General features: G+C 37.3%; 15 protein-coding genes. 9 read left to right on the top strand and 6 right to left on the bottom strand.

Annotated elements, in window-relative coordinates; genetic code table 11:
- Nucleotides 1-290: 290 nt before the first annotated feature.
- Nucleotides 291-1,415 carry an AI-2E family transporter gene (locus AC4MRQ_RS18665; protein WP_491199225.1) on the top strand — a complete coding sequence of 375 codons (1,125 nt, stop codon included), beginning with the start codon at nt 291-293 and terminating at the stop codon, nt 1,413-1,415.
- A gap of 128 nt (nt 1,416-1,543) precedes the next feature.
- Nucleotides 1,544-2,641: a phosphotransferase enzyme family protein gene (locus AC4MRQ_RS18660; RefSeq protein ID WP_491199224.1), complete on the top strand. Its 1,098-nt coding sequence runs from the start codon at nt 1,544-1,546 to the stop codon at nt 2,639-2,641.
- 106 nt (nt 2,642-2,747) lie between these two features.
- Here AC4MRQ_RS18660 and AC4MRQ_RS18655 read toward each other — a convergent pair whose 3' ends face one another.
- Nucleotides 2,748-4,982, bottom strand: a complete 2,235-nt coding sequence (locus AC4MRQ_RS18655) for a TonB-dependent receptor plug domain-containing protein (RefSeq protein WP_491199223.1) — start codon at nt 4,980-4,982, stop codon at nt 2,748-2,750.
- Nucleotides 4,983-5,423: 441 nt separating this feature from the next.
- Here AC4MRQ_RS18655 and AC4MRQ_RS18650 point away from each other — a divergent pair, with 441 nt between their 5' ends.
- Nucleotides 5,424-7,610, top strand: a complete 2,187-nt coding sequence (locus tag AC4MRQ_RS18650; protein WP_491199222.1) for a B12-binding domain-containing radical SAM protein — start codon at nt 5,424-5,426, stop codon at nt 7,608-7,610.
- 419 nt (nt 7,611-8,029) lie between these two features.
- Here AC4MRQ_RS18650 and AC4MRQ_RS18645 read toward each other — a convergent pair whose 3' ends face one another.
- Nucleotides 8,030-8,764 carry an acyl-[acyl-carrier-protein] thioesterase gene (locus AC4MRQ_RS18645; RefSeq protein ID WP_491199221.1) on the bottom strand — a complete coding sequence of 245 codons (735 nt, stop codon included), beginning with the start codon at nt 8,762-8,764 and terminating at the stop codon, nt 8,030-8,032.
- Nucleotides 8,765-9,317: 553 nt separating this feature from the next.
- Between AC4MRQ_RS18645 and AC4MRQ_RS18640 the strand changes: the two genes are divergently transcribed.
- Nucleotides 9,318-10,985 carry an alpha-amylase family glycosyl hydrolase gene (locus AC4MRQ_RS18640; protein WP_491199220.1) on the top strand — a complete coding sequence of 556 codons (1,668 nt, stop codon included), beginning with the start codon at nt 9,318-9,320 and terminating at the stop codon, nt 10,983-10,985.
- Between the two features lie 82 nt (nt 10,986-11,067).
- Here AC4MRQ_RS18640 and AC4MRQ_RS18635 read toward each other — a convergent pair whose 3' ends face one another.
- Complete coding sequence (locus tag AC4MRQ_RS18635) at nt 11,068-11,595, bottom strand: DUF4251 domain-containing protein (RefSeq protein WP_491199219.1); 528 nt, start codon at nt 11,593-11,595, stop codon at nt 11,068-11,070.
- Nucleotides 11,596-11,742: 147 nt separating this feature from the next.
- Between AC4MRQ_RS18635 and AC4MRQ_RS18630 the strand changes: the two genes are divergently transcribed.
- The 3 genes from AC4MRQ_RS18630 to AC4MRQ_RS18620 are packed head-to-tail and all read left to right on the top strand — an operon-like array spanning nt 11,743 to nt 13,286.
- Nucleotides 11,743-11,940: a hypothetical protein gene (locus AC4MRQ_RS18630; RefSeq protein WP_491199218.1), complete on the top strand. Its 198-nt coding sequence runs from the start codon at nt 11,743-11,745 to the stop codon at nt 11,938-11,940.
- An 11-nt stretch (nt 11,941-11,951) separates the two neighbouring features.
- Nucleotides 11,952-12,497, top strand: a complete 546-nt coding sequence (locus tag AC4MRQ_RS18625; RefSeq protein ID WP_491199217.1) for a hypothetical protein — start codon at nt 11,952-11,954, stop codon at nt 12,495-12,497.
- Complete coding sequence (locus tag AC4MRQ_RS18620; RefSeq protein ID WP_491199216.1) at nt 12,498-13,286, top strand: metal-dependent hydrolase; 789 nt, start codon at nt 12,498-12,500, stop codon at nt 13,284-13,286.
- Here the strand turns inward: AC4MRQ_RS18620 and AC4MRQ_RS18615 are convergent.
- Nucleotides 13,283-14,047 carry a YdcF family protein gene (locus AC4MRQ_RS18615; RefSeq protein ID WP_491199215.1) on the bottom strand — a complete coding sequence of 255 codons (765 nt, stop codon included), beginning with the start codon at nt 14,045-14,047 and terminating at the stop codon, nt 13,283-13,285. The genes AC4MRQ_RS18620 and AC4MRQ_RS18615 overlap by 4 nt on opposite strands.
- A 90-nt stretch (nt 14,048-14,137) precedes the next feature.
- Between AC4MRQ_RS18615 and AC4MRQ_RS18610 the strand changes: the two genes are divergently transcribed.
- Nucleotides 14,138-14,671, top strand: a complete 534-nt coding sequence (locus tag AC4MRQ_RS18610; RefSeq protein ID WP_491199214.1) for a nitroreductase family protein — start codon at nt 14,138-14,140, stop codon at nt 14,669-14,671.
- A 149-nt stretch (nt 14,672-14,820) separates the two neighbouring features.
- Here the strand turns inward: AC4MRQ_RS18610 and AC4MRQ_RS18605 are convergent, their stop codons facing one another.
- The gene (locus AC4MRQ_RS18605) at nt 14,821-15,810 is read right to left on the bottom strand and encodes a DUF6588 family protein (RefSeq protein WP_491199213.1); all 990 of its coding nucleotides are present in this window, start codon (nt 15,808-15,810) and stop codon (nt 14,821-14,823) included.
- Between the two features lie 21 nt (nt 15,811-15,831).
- Entirely contained in the window at nt 15,832-16,977 is a 1,146-nt protein-coding gene (locus AC4MRQ_RS18600) for a hypothetical protein (RefSeq protein WP_491199212.1), read from the bottom strand.
- 173 nt (nt 16,978-17,150) lie between these two features.
- On the opposite strand from AC4MRQ_RS18600, the gene AC4MRQ_RS18595 reads away from it, so the two are divergent.
- Nucleotides 17,151-18,180, top strand: a 1,030-nt coding sequence (locus tag AC4MRQ_RS18595) for a M3 family metallopeptidase (RefSeq protein WP_491199211.1), incomplete at its 3' end; no start/stop codon positions are given.

Genomic DNA, 18,180 nt, shown 5'->3' with positions numbered 1-18,180 from the left:
TGATAATATTATGCAGCGATTAATCCATTTCATTTCTCACGTTCACTAATCTTTGACTATCAGGGCTATAATTTGTTAGCTGCGGATAGAGTTATGGTTATGATACGCAAAGTAACAAAACCAGATACAAAAAACAATACATTTTTTTACAATTCGTCAAAAATGTTTACAAAAATTAACGATTTATTAATACTTTATCTTGCTATGCCTAACGAAGAAATGCACTATTTATTTTTAAAATTTTTACAATAATTCATCATTTTAGTACTTTGGTCGCAAAATTTCTATCTATGCAAAGTACTCAACCTCGCCCATACACGTTTGATCGTGTTGTTCGTATGATATTAACAGCTCTGGTTTTTGGAGCTATTTTATATCTTGTTAATCTTCTGAAACATGTTTTAGGCCCCTTTATTATTGCCGTATTCATTGCATATTTATTAGATCCGATGGTCACCTTTATGCAGAATAAGGCAAGGTTGAAGCACCGTGGTTTATCAGTAATTGTTACGATGCTTATAGTGGGTGTTGGCTTGTCTTTGATGCTGATTTATCTGATACCAGCGTTTATTCAGGAAATGAATAAGATGGTGCAGTTAATAAGAACCTACTTGCAATCGGTTGATGTTCGAGGTGCATTGCCTTTTGAACTGGAGAAAAATGTTAAGGAAATCATCAGAGAGTCAGAATTAATATCACATTTAAATATTGACAACATATATTCTGCATTAAAGAAAATTTTACCTGGCTTTTGGAATTTGTTTTCGGGTTCAATGCGCGTTGTTGCTGGTGTTATTGGAGTATTGGTTGTGATTTTATATACCATATTTCTTTTGATGGATTTTCAAAAAATCGGTCAACTAACGCTTGGATTGATCCCCTCACAATTTAGAGAAGTGGCAGGTGACGTATTTGATGATCTGGGGCGTTCAATGGATTTGTACTTTAGATCACAAGGTCTGATAGCTTTAATTGTTGGAGTATTATTAGCTGTTGGGTTTAAAATCATTGGATTACCAATGGCGATTATAATGGGCTTGTTTATTGGAGCGCTAAATATCGTACCATATTTACAAATTGTTGGTATGGTACCAGCCTTGTTATTGGCACTGTTAAAAGCTATGGAATCGCAGCAGAGCTTTTGGCATGTCGCTTTATTGGTATTAATTGTTTTAGCTGTAGTGCAGCTTATACAGGAAACAATTTTAGTTCCTAAGATCATGGGTAAAGCCTACGGAATGAATCCAGCTATTGTACTTTTAGCTTTGTCTATTTGGGGTAGTCTAATGGGATTATTGGGAATGTTGTTGGCATTACCACTTACTTCTGTTATTGCTTCGTATTATAAAAGGTTTGTATTGCACGAATCGAAGGAAGAAACCGCACAGCAACCACTAGTCGAAGACAAAGATTAACACAAATTGGACATGTTGATTATTTCGTTTCGAAAGGAAAAGAAAGTTATTGGTCGTGTTTTGCAATAAAAAGTAGGTTTTTCAAAAGTAAATATTAAATTTGTCAGGACTTAAAAAAACTAAGATCTATGGCAATTAATATTGATAAGATTGTTGACCAATTTAAAATTGAAGGAACCTTTAAAGAAGCAGCCATATTTGGCGACGGTTTAATTAATACCACCTATAAGGTTAAAACTAACGAGGATACAAAGCCAAATTATCTTCTGCAAATAATCAATCATCATATATTTAAGAATGTTCCGGAACTGACGAAGAACATTCAACGAGTAACCGATCATTTACGTCAGAAGCTTGAACAAATTAATGGCAGTGATATTGAGAGGCAGGTGTTAACCCCAATTGATACACTTGATGGTAAGGGATTTATAAAAGATGAAGATGGAAATTACTGGCGTATGTTTCTTTTTATCGAAAATGCCCGTTCATACAACCAATTATCTAATTCCAATCAGGCATATGTCGGGGGTAAGGCTTTCGGTCAGTTCCAAAGCAGACTGGCTGATTTACAAGGAGAACCTCTATATCCGGTACTACCTGATTTTCATAATACCGAAATGCGCATTCTTAATTTTATAGAACGAGTGAAGCAGGATCCGGTTGGAAGAATAAAAGAAGTGCAGCAAGAGGTCGATTTTCTGATGCAACGTTCCGAAGAATACAAGAAAGTAGTGCAAATGGGACGCGAAGGTCTGATACCTGAGCGTATTGTGCATCAGGATACTAAATTCAACAATGTATTATTGGATGAGAAAGACGATATTCTGTGTGTGATTGATTTGGATACAGTGATGCCGGGATATGTGTGTTATGATATTGGCGATGCAATTAGAAATGGTGCTAACACCGGTTTGGAAGATGATCGAAATCTGGATAATGTTAGTATGAACATTGATTTATTCGAAGGCTTTATCAAAGGATTTTTGGAAGAGACCAAAGAGGTGTTAACTCCAGCCGAAATTGATACCTTGGCTTTTGGTGCCAAATTGTTGACTTACGAACAAGCAGTTCGATTTTTGGATGATTACATAGATGGTGATAACTATTACAAAGTCAATGCACCGGATCATAATTTAGTTCGTACACGTGCTCAAATAAAGCTTTTACAAAGTATGGAAGAGCAATATGAGCAAATGGAAGCAATTGTAAAGAAGTATGCCTCATAGTTAAGAGAGATAAACCTTAAGGTATACTGCAATATAGTGGTTAGTAGTAATTAAAAAGCCGGCGAAGTAGAAACTTTGCCGGCTTTTATGCTTTATATTCTCCGTCTTACAAGTTGATATTCAAACCAACAAGATATAGACCTCCCATTGGATCAGCAAAACCAAACTGTCGTTCTTTTGAGTTAAACAGATTGCGGGCATTCACAAAAATAGAGTTGTTTTTATAGATTTTATATGAAAGCTTAGCATTAACAGTTGTATTGGCATTGATATTTGCAGTTCCGCTACCGTTGTAATTCGGTGCTATTTGCTGATTGAAATAATGAAACTGTGAATATTCAAAATCGTGCTCATACACTTGGCTTGAGTAATAGTTCACACTTGCAAAAAGCGTCAGCTTTTGCGTTGGTGTATAATTGGCAATTAAACCGCCAAAAAATGTTGGTGTTTGTTCATGATTCTGATCAACAGTTTCATATACCGGATTTTCGAACATTGGTCCGCCGGGAACTGAATTGTCCGGTACTACCAGCATTGGAACAACTTTCTTTTGCAGATTCTTTAATTCAGTATTTTGAACTGTTGCAAAAGCTTTAAAATAAAGCTTTGAAGCAGGTTTATATAATAAGTTTAGAGTAGCTCCAAGTTGATTTGCTTCAACCGAAGCGTTATCATATTGGTAAATAACATGAACGTAGGGTTGTTCTGCAGATGGAGCTGAAATAGAAGGTTCAAAAGTTGGAAAATCTTTTGTTACCGAGTAGAATGTTTCCAAATCAATTTGGAATTTCTTAGATAACTGGCCTCTGTAACCAACTTCGAATACATGACTGGTTGGTAAGTGCATGTTATCTTTTCCAAGGTATTGTAAATAGACAGAACCTGGAGTCGGGCTTCCTTCAGAGTAGTTTGCATAAAAATCAATCATGACCGGACCCCTGTTGGCTTTTGCAAAGGAAGCTCTGAATAAGTTATGCTCGTTTGGTTTGTATGTACCAATTAATTGATAAGTCAAATAGCCATGATCAGGTTTATTATAATGATCCATTCTGATAGCAGCAATTAAACGAACTTTTTCGCTGGCTTTGTAATCACCCCTTAGGTAATAAGCAAAGTTTGAAAGTACTGATTCTCCATTAAGGTAGCCTGAACCGGGCTTATTGGAGGGCACGTAAGGTGTATCATCATAAACAATACGTTGATAGCTCAGTCCCGGACGTAATGTAAAATTGTTAATCGTATAATCATACTCAGCAATTAGATCGATGTTACTATGATCATACTTTGAGGCTGTTCCGCTTCCTGAATAGATATTCTGAGTTCCAAAAGTACCTGAAACCTGAAGACTTAGGTTGTGGATGTTTGAAAGTGTGTTGAAATAGTATGATTCAGAGTCGCGTGTTGTTAACATGGTTCTCGAGCCTTCCATAAATACTGTTTGAGCCTTGGAGTTCTGTAAGCCTCCCGAGAGCGAAAAGTTGACTTTCTTTGATGCTTTGTAGTCCAGCCACGCATTAACCCCATAACGATCTTTAGCTAATGAAGGATCGGCAAAGGTTCCATTACCTTCACTAACAGTACTGCCATTAATATAATCAATCAATTCATAATATGGGGTGTAGGTGCCTTGAGCCCAATTGTAATAATCTTCGGTAAAACGATCTCTTTGCTCAAAATTAGCACTTAAACGTGTCTTAATTTTATTTTCCGAGTATGAATTGTTAACTGCAATATCTGCAATTTTAGTTCCGGCATTACCAAATTGCATGTTACCATCAACACTAACAAGGCGATCTTCTGACTTTTTGGTAATGATATTGACTACCCCGCTAACCGCATTGGGTCCGTATAATGCGGTTGATGCCCCGCGAATAATTTCAATACGCTCTACATCAGTAATGCTAACAGGTAAGGCCTCCCAAAACGTTCCACCATTCATGTTGTTAAAAACCTTTCGCCCATCAACCATGATAAGCGACATGGAATTTTCGGTAAAAAATGTAAAGTTACCCGAAGGAATATTGTCGTTCCCCCGAATATGAATATCATAATTACCGTTGGTCTCTTCACGAACAATAAAACCAGGTACTAATCTGAAGGCTTCTTCAATAGTTGTGGCTCCTGAGTTAATAATTTCTTCCTTAGTAATAATGGAAGATGAAAGAGGAGCATCAAAACTGTTTTCTGCTTTTTTCGAAACTGCCACAATCTCCATGTTCAACAGATCGTCAAGCGACATGTTAAAGTAATCAATTGTGTCATTTTCTAACGACTGTGCGCTTAAATTTTGCACACCCATAGCTAATGCTAATAGCATAGCAATCCCTATTCTACATCTCATAAATATGAATTTGATTGATTAGTAAACTACTTTAGTTTGTGGTTGTAATTCAACGAATTCCCTAAAGATATTATGGAATAAACTTGTTATAATCAGCTTGTAATTTGAGTTCAGAATTATCCATTTCTATCACATTACAGGTTAATACCTGCTTCATCCTAACGTCCATGTTAATGCAAATTAATTCAACTTTCCCTTAAATGATTCCCCTTAAGTTTTGAAGTTTTACAGCAATACGCTATGTAATTTCAAAAGTTTCAGTTTTCAGATAAAAGTTATAATTAATCGTTCTGATAACGGCATGTAAATGAGGAAAGTAATTGAATAATTAAACTGAAAGTTCGAAAAGTTTCTGGAATTTCAGTACCATAAGTTTAGACTGTCAAATATTTAAGCACGAAGCACACCATAAATTATGTACTTTTGCAGTAAAGATATATCATGACCAGGGTTCTGTTAGCTACGCCACCGTTTACACAACTAAATACGCCATATCCGGCAACTGCTTATCTAAAAGGTTTTCTGAATACCATCAATGTAGAGTCGGAGCAAATTGATTTGGGAATATCAACACTTGACCAGTTATTTTCAGTAAAAGGCGTGGTACGTTTGTTCGATACAGTTAGCAACCATTCTATTCAAACAGATAACGTAAAACGTATTTATGCTCTTAGGCATGATTATATAAGTAGTATTCAGCGGGTCATGCAATTTTTGAGACAACCAACAGTGTTGGAGGCGCAAAATATATGTTATGGACAATTATTACCAGAAGCATCCCGTTTTAGTCAGTTAAACGATGATGAAAGTGCTTTTGGTTCAATGGGACTTATTGATCGTGCTAAGCATTACTGTACTTTATATCTTGAAGATTTATCAGACTTTATTATTGAAGCTGTCGATCCAAATTTTGGTTTTAGCCGTTATGCTGAACGTCTTGGACGCTCAGCCAGCCAATTTGATGAGTTGTATGAGCAATTGCAACAGCCACTTTCCTATATAGAACAGCTGATGCTTGATCAGTTAGCACTGAAATTTGATAATAAAACGCCCGACCTTTTGCTTATTTCTATCCCGTTTCCCGGCAATTTATTAGGAGCCTTGCGCATAGGTCAATGGATAAAACAAAAGCATCCACAAATAAAAATCTCATGGGGTGGCGGATTTGCAAATACCGAGTTAAGAGCAGTGAAGGATGTCCGTGTGTTTGAATTTTGCGACTTTATTACCCTGGATGATGGCGAAATACCGGTTAAATGTTTGATCGACCATCTGCAAGGTCAACGATCCTTAAAGCAGCTAAAACGCACATTCACCTGTGAAGACTCACAGGTCATTTATTGCAATGAGACTGAGGAAACTGATATAGAACAAAATCAATTACCTGCGCCAGATTACTCAGGTATTGAATGGGATAAATATCTTTCAGTACTGGAAACTGCCAATCCTATGTTTCGCTTATGGTCCGATGGACAATGGATTAAGCTAACTTTAGCACATGGCTGTTACTGGGGGAAATGTACTTTTTGCGATGGTTCACTGGATTACATAAAGCGCTATGATCCTGCGAAGGTATCGGTTATTGTTGATCGGATAGAAACACTAATTGAGCAAACAGGAAAAAGAGGATTCCATTTTGTTGACGAGGCTGCATCGCCGGCATTACTCAAGGACCTAGCCATTGAATTGTTACGAAGAGATTTAAAGATTGTTTGGTGGACTAATATTCGGTTTGAGAGTAAGTTTACTGCCGACTTATGCCGATTATTAAAAGAAAGTGGCTGTATTGCAGTAGCTGGAGGTTTGGAAGTCGCTTCAGAGCGAATATTAAAACTGATTAACAAAGGTGTAACGCTCGAAATGGTGAGTAATGTAGCGGCTAATCTATCCAGATCAGGAATTTTGGTACATGCTTATTTAATGTATGGATTTCCTTCACAAACAGCCTTGGAAACAGTTGATTCTTTAGAAGTAGTGCGACAGATGTTTGAGTTGGGTATTTTAGAATCAGGATTCTGGCATCAGTTTGCATTGACGGCGCATAGTCCTGTGGGGTTAAATCCTCAGCGGTACCAAATTGATATCACCGACGGCATCAATGGATCATTTGCCAATAATGATTTACAATTCATCGACCTGAAAGGCACAGACCATTCACGTTTTAGCGAAGGCCTAAGAACGTCCATGTATAATTTTATGCATGGTGTTGGTTTCGATTTTCCATTGAGTGATTGGTTCAATTTTAATGTACCACGCACCACTTTGCCGCCTGACTATATTCAATCGTTGATTCACGATACTTTGAGGATTAAAGAAACGAGTCAATTATTATGGATTGCCCGGCAGCCTATTATTCAGGAAATAAAAAAGCGTAAAGGGAAAAAACTGAAGACAATGCTTCAGCTCACCTTTATAAGCCGTAAATCACAACATGACATTACAGTAAAAGAGTCGCTTGGCGCATGGCTGTTTAGTGTTATTAGTCGAATAAAACCAGGTAGCTCTGAGCGTATTGCATTTAGTGAGTTTCAAGCCGAATATGAAGAACATGATCTTGGCGATTTCGACAAGTTTATCAATAGCTATACCTTTTCACAATTGTGCGAGGCCGGGTTATTGATAATCTAATTTTGGGCGATTAGGGAAAAACTTTTACCCTCACCTGCTGACTATTAGCAGTATATAAGTGTCAGCTGGTGAGTAATACCAAAAACCACACAAAATGATCGTACAATAAATTTATTCTTTTGAAGCTTTTACTTCTTCCTAAAACTTCGCTATAGCTAAGGCTATGCCTCAATTTTAGTCATTGTAAAAAATCAAAATTTATCAATTTATTGTACGATCATTTTGTATCGTATTTGGTATAAGAAAAGAAACCAATTTCCGCTTACTGGCTTTTTCAGGTTTATTCTGAGAAAATGCAGATATTCTAATGGCATTTCTTGAAAAATTCAACCTGAGCATTAAAACTGCCTTTAAGTACCTTGCAAATCAGTTTAATGTCTTTTGTCTAACCTCTAAAGGTCTATCTAGGGATCACTTGACTAAAATACCAGCTTTCCTCTGAAAGCAACTTTGTCTTGCGGTAAATTATAGCCTTCAAAATGATGGCAGTTTTCCTCTGCCTGATGCTTTAATTGAATACATTCCTCAAGCATAGTTTCTTTCTGGTAGTTTATGCTCAGGTGTTTGGGGTAGTTTTCTTTATGAAAATCCACCGAAAAAGTATCCATCATCCAGTCAACGTAGCGCGTTGAAGTTACGTGCTTATTCAGGTCGATATCAAAGTAGGAGGGAACTATTTCTTTCGAAGAATCAGCACCGACAACTCCCAATTTTTCGGGCGGATAGTCCAGAGCATACAAATCTTTTAACCTGGTAAAAGCCTGCATGTTTTCATTAACATAGCCGCTGGGCCTTTTTGTTTTTAAATCAATGGCTAGCCAGGCCGAATTAGCTTTAGCAACAATCTTCTCGTTGGCATCTCTGACAACAAAATCCCTGAGAAAGAAGATACGCTCTATATCTTTAGGCCATGTTTCAACTTTTATTTCTTCGCTCCATTTAACAGGACGATAAATTTCAACAGTAAGCCTGTTAAGCACCCAAAACAAATGGTTTTCTTTTAGGTCACCAAAACCAAATCCTAGATTCTCAGCCGAACTGATAGCTGACTGTATTAAATAATTAACCAAGGCACCAGGGCGCAATCGTGAAAACATATCAGTATCAGCCGAGGTAACAGTATAGCTTGATTTAAGAATAGTTGAGTTATCCATGATTGATGTGTTAAGGTTATTCGAGGGGTAAAAGTATAAAAATATCGTATTAGGTAATCAACCGAATCAAATTGTAAATTCTTTCCTTAATTGTTTCAAACAATAGTATTTTAGTGAAAAGCAATGTATGAATCATTACAGGCAAGGTTGTTTTACTTACAAGCAATGTTATATTAATACAAAGCAGTATATAGATTGTAAGTAGCAACCTTTGAATGTAGTGTAGCAATGTTGGTTATGCTGGAAGCAATAACAGATTGTAAGCAAGTAATGTCACTTTGCTTAAAAGCTATGTTGTTTTAACCCGAAGCAATGTATAAATTGTAAGTAGTAGCCTATGAATACTGAGTGGCAATGCTGGATACATCGTTTAAACAGTTTTCCGCAAACCTTTTCGATACCTCACACTCACCACTTAATTAAATTTTAAGAACCTATATAAGTCAGATAAATCATAGGTTTCAGGTAAATGTTCCTTCAGATCATAAACACCTAAGACGTGCAACTCTTCAGCGGCTTTCTTATTTTTACAATCAAACAAAATTCAAGAACAATGAGAAAAATGCTATCACTGCTATTGACGATTGTAATTGGTCTTAGTTCGTGCCAAACTTCAAAGCAATCAGTCGAGAAGGAAAAAGTGGCTCCTTTTATGTGGGAAAATGCCAATGTTTATTTTCTTTTAACCGACCGTTTTAACAACGGTAATCCATCCAATGATGTCAATTTCAACCGAACCAAAGAAACCGGTAAGTTACGTGGTTTTATGGGAGGAGATCTAAAAGGAATCACTCAAAAAATTAAAGAAGGCTATTTTACTGATCTAGGAATTAATGCTATTTGGTTTAGTCCGGTTGTTGAGCAAATACATGGCTCTGTTGATGAAGGAACCGGCAATACTTATGGTTTCCATGGGTATTGGACCAAGGACTGGACAGCTTTGGAACCAAATTTTGGTAATGAAGAGGAACTGGCTGAATTGGTTGAAACAGCTCATCAACATGGTATCAGAATAGTATTGGATGTCGTGATCAATCATACCGGGCCTGTTACGGATATAGATCCTGTTTGGGGCGATGATTGGGTACGTACCGAGCCACAATGTAGTTACCAGGATTATGAGTCGACAGTGACCTGCACCTTGGTGGAAAATTTACCCGATATAAAAACAGAGAGTGAAAAGGAGGTTGAATTGCCAAAGGCTTTAATGGAAAAATGGGCTGATGAGGGGCGTTTGGAAAAAGAGATGGATGAGTTGGACGCTTTTTTCAGTGCCACCGGATACCCTCGCACACCACACTATTATATTATTAAATGGCTAACCGATTTTATCAGAAAATACGGTATAGATGCTTTCCGTTTAGATACAGTCAAACATACCGAAGAATCCGTTTGGACTGACCTATGGAAGGAAGCCGTTAAAGCCTTTGCCGAATGGAAAGAACTGAATCCTGATCGAGTGATGGACGACAACGACTTTTACATGGTTGGTGAAGTTTATAATTATGGTGTTTCAGGCGGACGCTGGTTCGATTTTGGAGATAGGAAAGTTGATTATTTTGCTCATGGCATGAAAGGCTTAATCAATTTTGAATTTAAGTATGATGCCAATAAATCTTATGAAGAGATATTCTCGAAATACAGTGAAGCCATTAATGGTCCGTTAAAAGGGCAGGTGGTCATGAATTATACTTCGTCGCACGATGATAGCGGGCCATTTGATAAGCAACGTACCAAAACCATTGAAGCAGGTACGAAGCTATTGTTATGCCCTGGATCATCACAAGTATACTATGGCGATGAATCTGGGCGAAGTCTTGAGATTGAAGGAACAGTTGGCGATGCAACTTTACGCTCATTTATGAATTGGGAGGAGTTGGAAGCTAACAAGGTGGTGAATACAACAAGTACACAAGAGATTTTACAACACTGGCAAAAACTGGGGCAGTTTCGTGCAGCTCACCCTTCTGTTGGCGCAGGAGTTCATACTCAATTAAGTGCTGAGCCATACTTTTTTAAACGTGAATATACGTCAAGAGAATATAATGATAAGGTGATTGTTGGCCTTGACCTTGAGCCTGGGCAGCATGTCGTAGATGTGACTGGTGTTTTTGAAAACGGCGACGAAATAAAAGACTATTATTCCGGAACCAAAGCGGTGGTTAAGAATAACTCAATTAGTATCAATACCAATTATGATATTTTACTGTTAGCATACTAAAGTAGCTTATAGTTTTACAAAGGAAAGGGGGTGATATCCCATTTGAGATATCACCCCTTCATTTTTCATTATGGCATTAATCTTATTCTTTTTCCTCCTTCTCTTCAATTTCTGATATCTGGCCATTATAACTAATATGGCTCCGGTTATTACTGGTTACACTAACTGAAGTGTTGCCACCATACGAAATATCCATGTTAATTCGGTAAGTATCATCTTTACTTTTGGCTTCAAAGCTATAACGAAGTCTCATTTTCTTTTCGTTCACTTCTATTTTCTCATTTTCAATGCTGGTTTTGTCAAATTTGATACCACCATCACCTCCGTAAGGAATTGAAAATCCGCGGCCAAAGAACGGCATGTCACCTTCGGTCTCAGTTCCCATTACTTTAATAAAACCGTAATTAGTTGTTAAATCAATGGAACGACCTCCCTGTGGAAAGGCTCTGTCGGGAACAAAAATAAACTGCTTTGCATCAACTAGTTTTTGTGTTTCAGCAAACTGCTCCATGCGTTTCTCTTTTTTACTCTTCTTTTTTTCTGCGAACGAATCTGTTGTAGAAACTATCATTAATGCAGATACAATGATAATGCTAAATATTGATCTCATCTTATTCAAAATTTAAGGTTACAAACTCAATCTATTAAAATTACCCCTCGAATACAAGATATTTCACTTCAATATTGTTTTTCTTTAGTTCGTACGATAAAATTAAATGTTATATTTTTGTATTCTGTTTATTTACAAACAAATAGTATGCCACACGAAAAAAATAAGTCAGCATCGTATCTGTGCTTTGTGTGTGAACAGTATTTTCAGAAATCTGATATAGAGTATCATGCTGAGGTTCATTTACCGGTTTGCAACGCTTGTAAAGGTTCTGAGAGGGAAAAGCAAAAAGCAGCAGATATGCTTAGTGAGCTGGCCGATGGTTTTGTGTGTGGATGCATTTAAACCTATACCTAATGAAAACACAAACAAGAATTTTATCGATGATTTTATTGTGCTTGGTTACATTCATAACCAATGCACAGCAGACTGAAGAAAAAAGTAAACAACCTTTCCGGGATAAATTATTTACTGGTGGTAGTGTCGGATTGACTTTTGGTAATTATACCAATGTCATGATCAGTCCTATAATTGGTGCCCGACTTAATGAAAAGGTATATGCCGGATTGGGAATTGAATATCAATACACCAAAGATAAACGGTATGATCCGGCTTTGACATACAATCAATACGGGGGGCGTTTATTCGCGCAATACAACATTGTAACAAACCTCTTTGCTCATGGCGAGATAGCTGGGTATAGCATGGAACGTTATACTACTTTATTGAAGAAAGAGCGTGATTTTGTTCCTTTTATATATTTCGGAGGTGGTTATCGTCAAATGATATCCGAGCGAAGCTTTTTTACTGTTCAGGTTTTGTTTGATGTATTGCAACACAAATATTCACCTTATAAAGCCTGGGAGCCAATATTTAGTGTCGGATTTGGTGTAGGTATCTAGATGGATATCATCACACATACTTTGTCGGGAGTAGCTGTTGCTTCTGTTATTATTAACCTGAAGAAATTCAGTTTTAAGCAAAGCGCAGTAATACTTGGATTTGGTGCTCTGGGGGGATGCCTGCCCGATATTGATGTGATAAGTATGTGGTCGGGATTTGATGGTACTTTCGGACAATGGTTCAATTTAAATGAGACAGGCAGAAATATCTATACAGCTAAATACTGGTATTCGCATCATGCCTTCTTTCATTCACTGTTAGCTTCAATTTTGTTTACGGGATTGTTAGCAACGTTATCGGGCTTAAGACAAAAAATAACAAAAGGAGTTGCATTACTACAAGGGTTTCAGATAGGTGGATTGGCAAGCTTCTTTTTTGCTTATAATATTCATTTGGTAGAAGATATGCTGACGCCATCCAGTGCCTGGGGAGGCGTTGCATACTTTTGGCCCTCTCCGGTATACATTGGAGGTTGGGGTAAGATCTGGTGGTGGAATAATTACGATATTTTTGGAATCGTCTTGATCTTACTCACCTTTAACCTGATATGGAGAAGCTTTGTAAAGAAGCAATTATTAGCAAGAGTAAGCGCTGTATTATCTTTTGCAGTTGGCGTTACGTTGATTAGCTATCAGGTTAATACCAGGGAAGTTGATTATAATTACTCCCAACCAATTGAATTTAAGAGCCTGGAAAGCCAATCACTTGACGAACAAAAAGTGATATTAGGCGACCCGCTTTTTAATATGATGATTAAACTGGATCAAAAGGTACCTGTACATTTTTAAATAAACCCTTTTAATTTATAGACGAAAATCCCAACCCATTCTTTTAAGAGAATAGGCCACATCTGAAATGTATGCAACGAAGGGAAAATATAATCCATCGGTTTTAAAGGTTGATGGTTGGTATAAATATGTGCTGAAAGAGGTTGGACTTTAAAACCTTGTTTTTCGAAGCACCACTGCGCCCTTTTCATATGAAAACCCGAGGTGATTAATACGATGCTCTTATCGTATTGCAAACTGTCAAATAATTGGTCTGTATACATTGCGTTTTCGTATGTGTTCCGGGACTGTTTCTCGAAATGTAAACGTTTTTCGTCGATGCCAATGTTACACAGATATTCTTTTAAATAATCAGCTTCGGGTCGCTCTTCAAAATAAATTTCTGCTGAGCCACCACTAATGATTATTCGGGAATCAGGATGGTGTTGTCCTATTAATAATCCTTGCAGTAGCCGGTCACTGGCTTCATAAAAATGAATGCGGTCAATTTTATAGTTGTAGCTTGACATGCCGCCTAGAATCACAATGGTATTATTTTCATTAACAACCTTGCTTATTGGTTCAGCCGGATACTCCCAGGCACTAATGACTTTCTGAAAAATAAATGTATTCGAAAAGAATATGAAGATAATTATGGCTGTGATACTTGCAATGTGCTTCCATTTGGCAGGTTTAAGAACAAACCTTAAGGCGATTAAGATGACGCACCAATTAAATGGTACTAATAAGAAGGAAAGGATTTTAGATAGTAAGAAAAACATTTGTTTCAGCTAAAATTTGGAAGTTACGGTAGTCCTTTTAATTTTGTTGTAAAGAAAAACAAAGTAAGCAATCGAACAAAATCCTCGTTTATGCATTTTAATCAACTTCTTCGTGAGCGTTATTCAATCAGGGACTATAAACCATTAAAAGTTTCAAAGGCCTTAGTGATTGAAGTTTTAGAAGCGGGGCGGATGGCACCATCAGCAGCTAATCGTCAGCCCTGGAATTTTATTTTGGTTTCGGATGAAAGAAATCTTGAAAAGCTAAAAAAAGCTTACGATAGAGAGTGGTTTAAAGATGTGCCGCAAATGATTGTGGTTTGTGGTAATCATGAGGAATCGTGGAAACGCTCCATTGATCAAAAAGATCATTGTGATGTAGATGCTGCCATTGCGGTAGATCATATGACTTTACGTGCTACTGAACTTGGATTGGGAACATGTTGGGTCTGTCATTTTGATCCGGCAATTGTTAAAGAAGTGTTGAACCTGCCAAATCACATTGAGCCCATAGCTTTATTACCTATTGGTTATCCTATAGATAACAAGGCACCTGCCAAAAAGCGAAAAGAGTTTTCTGAGGTGGCTTTTGAAGAAACCTATGGAATACCATTAAAAAAATAGTTGTCTCGACACACTAAACTAAAAAGCCCTGATCAATTATGAATCAGGGCTTTTTCTTAAAATTTACGGATCGCATCTTTATTTACATTAAAGATATAAAGATGCGATCCGTAAATGTTCTAATGCCAATATTTGAGTATTGAATGCTCTTATCTGAAATTAATTCCAAAACCTCCGGTAATAACTGAGTATTCGCCAACGCTGTAATCACCATGGAAAGAAAAGATACCAAGACGGATACGCATACCAACATTAAAATCAAATCCACTGGTTTTATATTCTAATGCAAGTGGATCTGTTAAATCTCCATCGATACCACTATCAAATGTGCCTTTTAAGTCAAAGTTGCTTGTTGTAGTGCCGTATCCAAGACCAGAATAGAAGGCAACTACGGGAATATTAACCCCAATAAGAAGACGAGTGGTGAAGGCACCAGCTGTGGTTTCAAGTTGACCAGGGTTAGATGAAATATCTTGTGTTACATTAAGTTCAGCACCAAAATCGGTATAGGCTGCTAAAACAGAAGCTTGCAGTGCAGGTATTCGTTTAATAAACGGGATATAGTCTTTAATGGAGTGCTTAACACCAAGTCCCCATAAACCGGCATCACCAAAATCACCATAACTTACTTTGGGCATAAAACGCCCCATTATTTCTGTATGGAAAGGTAAACCAACTGCCCCCTGAATCATTGGGCTGATAAAGACATCTGCTCCAGATCCACTAATGTTTAATTCAGTAAGCTGCGTATTAGTATTAGGTTCAATTATCGAAAAGGTCATGCTTTCATCTTTACTTCCCGCCATAGTTGGTGCATTTCCATCACCTTGCGGAACAGTATTTTCAGATAAGCCAATTTGGCGAGGATCAAAACTCTTTTTACTATTAGGTGCTTTGGTATAACTTCCCATAATAGTGATATCAAAACCACCAACTTTATGCACCTTAGCTGAATTGTACCAACCGCTATTCAGGTTTACGCCCAGCATTTCACCGTAGGGTAAGAGATAAGCTTCAGATAAGGCATTTGCATCAGCCTGACCAGCTTTCAGAAAATCAACAATTTGTCCTTGCCCGAATAGATTAGCAGAAGTTGCCAGAAGGGCTACAATTGATAGAAGTTTAATTTTTTTCATCATGATATATGTTTAGGTATTTCTTTACGATTCGCCGTTGAGAATAGTCACTGCTTCTTTAACCGATATACGTTCGTTTTTGTTGTAAGCCACAATAAATCCTTTAATATTTTCTGTTTGCATATCAGCTTTTGCTTTTTCAAGATTCTGGTATTTACCAATCGAGTATTTAAACCAGTCATTTACATTCATCTCGATAACCTCTTTTGTGCCATTGTACACACGTGCAATTTGATCATCAGTAGCTTTCTTTTTATCAGCCATAAACTGGATGGTCAGGAACACATCAGGATTTGAAACTGTTGGAACTGCTTCCTCTGCGATTATCAGCTGTTCTGTTGTTTCAGCTACGGTGAGTTCTTCAGCAATAACAGGTGTTTCGCTAGCTATGGTATCGGTGCTAATAACAAGTGGTGTACTTACAACTGCAGCAGTTGCGACTGGTGCAGTAACAGTGTTTTCCGCTGTCAGTGATTCAATCACCTGATCTTCGACTATTGCGGTAACAGCTACCGAGTCAGATTGGACAGCCAATTCTTCTTCAATTGGTGCCTCAATTTCTTCAGGTGTTATTATAGTTGTATCTTCTTCGGTAACTTGGTTTTCAGCTAATAATGGAGCTTCATCTTCGTCTGATTCGATCAGACTAATCAGGCATTTACTTTGTAGTTCAATTGCTTTCTTCTGATTTTCTTGTGCCAGATCAATCAGTTCCACCATTTTTTCAGATGATGACAGGTTCTCAGCTTTATTGTATTGCTTTTTTGCTTTCTTTTCCAGGTTTTTACTGTCATCGCGAATCTGCTTAGCTTCTGAATTACCTGATTTTTCAAGTTCTTTCAAACGATCATCCAATACGTCAATGTACTTTTTATATCCATCCTGATAATAGAGAGAAGCCTGAACTTTCTTTTGAGCAATCTGTTTGCTGCGTTTATTAATTTTACCCGTCTTAATGCGTCCATCAGCATTTTTAAGAGTTTCAATTTCTTTCTCCAGGCTTTGAGTGGTTTCAATAATGTCATCACCTTTCGAAATCAATTTTTCAGCTGATTCCAAACGTTTCACTTCCTTTGATGTCAGTATTGATTTAAGTCCATCCTTATTGGCATCGATATATTGAAATGATGCCATGATGGCAACGACTATGATGAGAATATTTCTTTTCATTATACGGAGTGTGATATGATGATTTTTGTCCAAGACAGGCAAAGCACCTATATTCGCCCTGCTTTTAAGGAATTTTAACGAACGTTATTTAAAAAGGTTTGTTGTAAGAAGATGAAATTTGCATTATTTGATATTTACTTTACGTGTTTTTGAAAAAATAGAGGAATTACAATATGAACAATAATATTTTATGCCAGCCATTTGATACCCTGTATCAAACACCTCCTTTTGAACAAATCAATGTCGAAAGTTATCTGCCTGCTTTTAAAGGGTTGATCGAAAGTGCTAAAGAGGAGATTAACTCAATTGTTAGTAATCTTGCAGCGCCTGATTTTTACAACACAGTTGAAAAACTGGAAAAGGCAGGGAGTCAATTGGGAGTAACCAGCCATATCTTTTTTAACCTGAATCATGCAGAGACCAATGAGCAGATTCAGACTATTGCTCGCGAGGTATCACCTATGCTTACTGAATATTCTAATGATATTTGGTTGAATGATGCTTTGTTTAAAAAAGTAAAAGCTGTTTATGAGCATCAGGATCGATCAGTGTTAACGCCAGAGCAGAGGCAGCTACTTGAAGAGACTTATAAAGGCTTTGTAAGGAAGGGAGCATTGCTTGAAGGTGACGCACGCAAAAGATACCGGGAGATAACAACCCAACTCGCGAAGTTGACTCTTCAGTTTGGTGAAAACCTTTTAGCTGAAACCAATGCATATCAATTGCATATTATCCGTCAGGATGAATTAAAGGGGTTGCCAGATGGATTGTTAGATGCCGCCGAGGCTGTTGCAAAAAGTCAGAATAGAGAAGGCTGGATATTTACCTTGCAATTTCCAAGTTATGTACCATTTATGAAGTATTCCGAGAACAGGGAGTTGAGAAAAGAGATGTACATGGCTTATTCAATGAGAGGAAATAATGAAAACAAGCATGATAATAAGGAATTGATTCGTCAGATTGTTTCCCTCAGGGTCGAGAAAGCAAAAATACTCGGTTATGAAACTCATGGTCATTTTGTTCTGGAAGAGCATATGGCACTTCACCCTGATAAAGTCAATAGTTTCCTGAATGAACTGTTGGAGGCTTCCATTGATGTAGCTCGTCAGGATGTGAAAGATGTGGAAGACTACGCTCATAAAAAGGGCTTAAAAGGTTCATTGCAACGTTGGGATTACCCTTATTACAGTGAAAAATTAAAAG

Source organism: Carboxylicivirga sp. (genome assembly GCF_982718395.1).
Note: the sequence above shows the minus strand (reverse complement) of the source record. Positions and strands in the feature narration are given on the sequence as shown.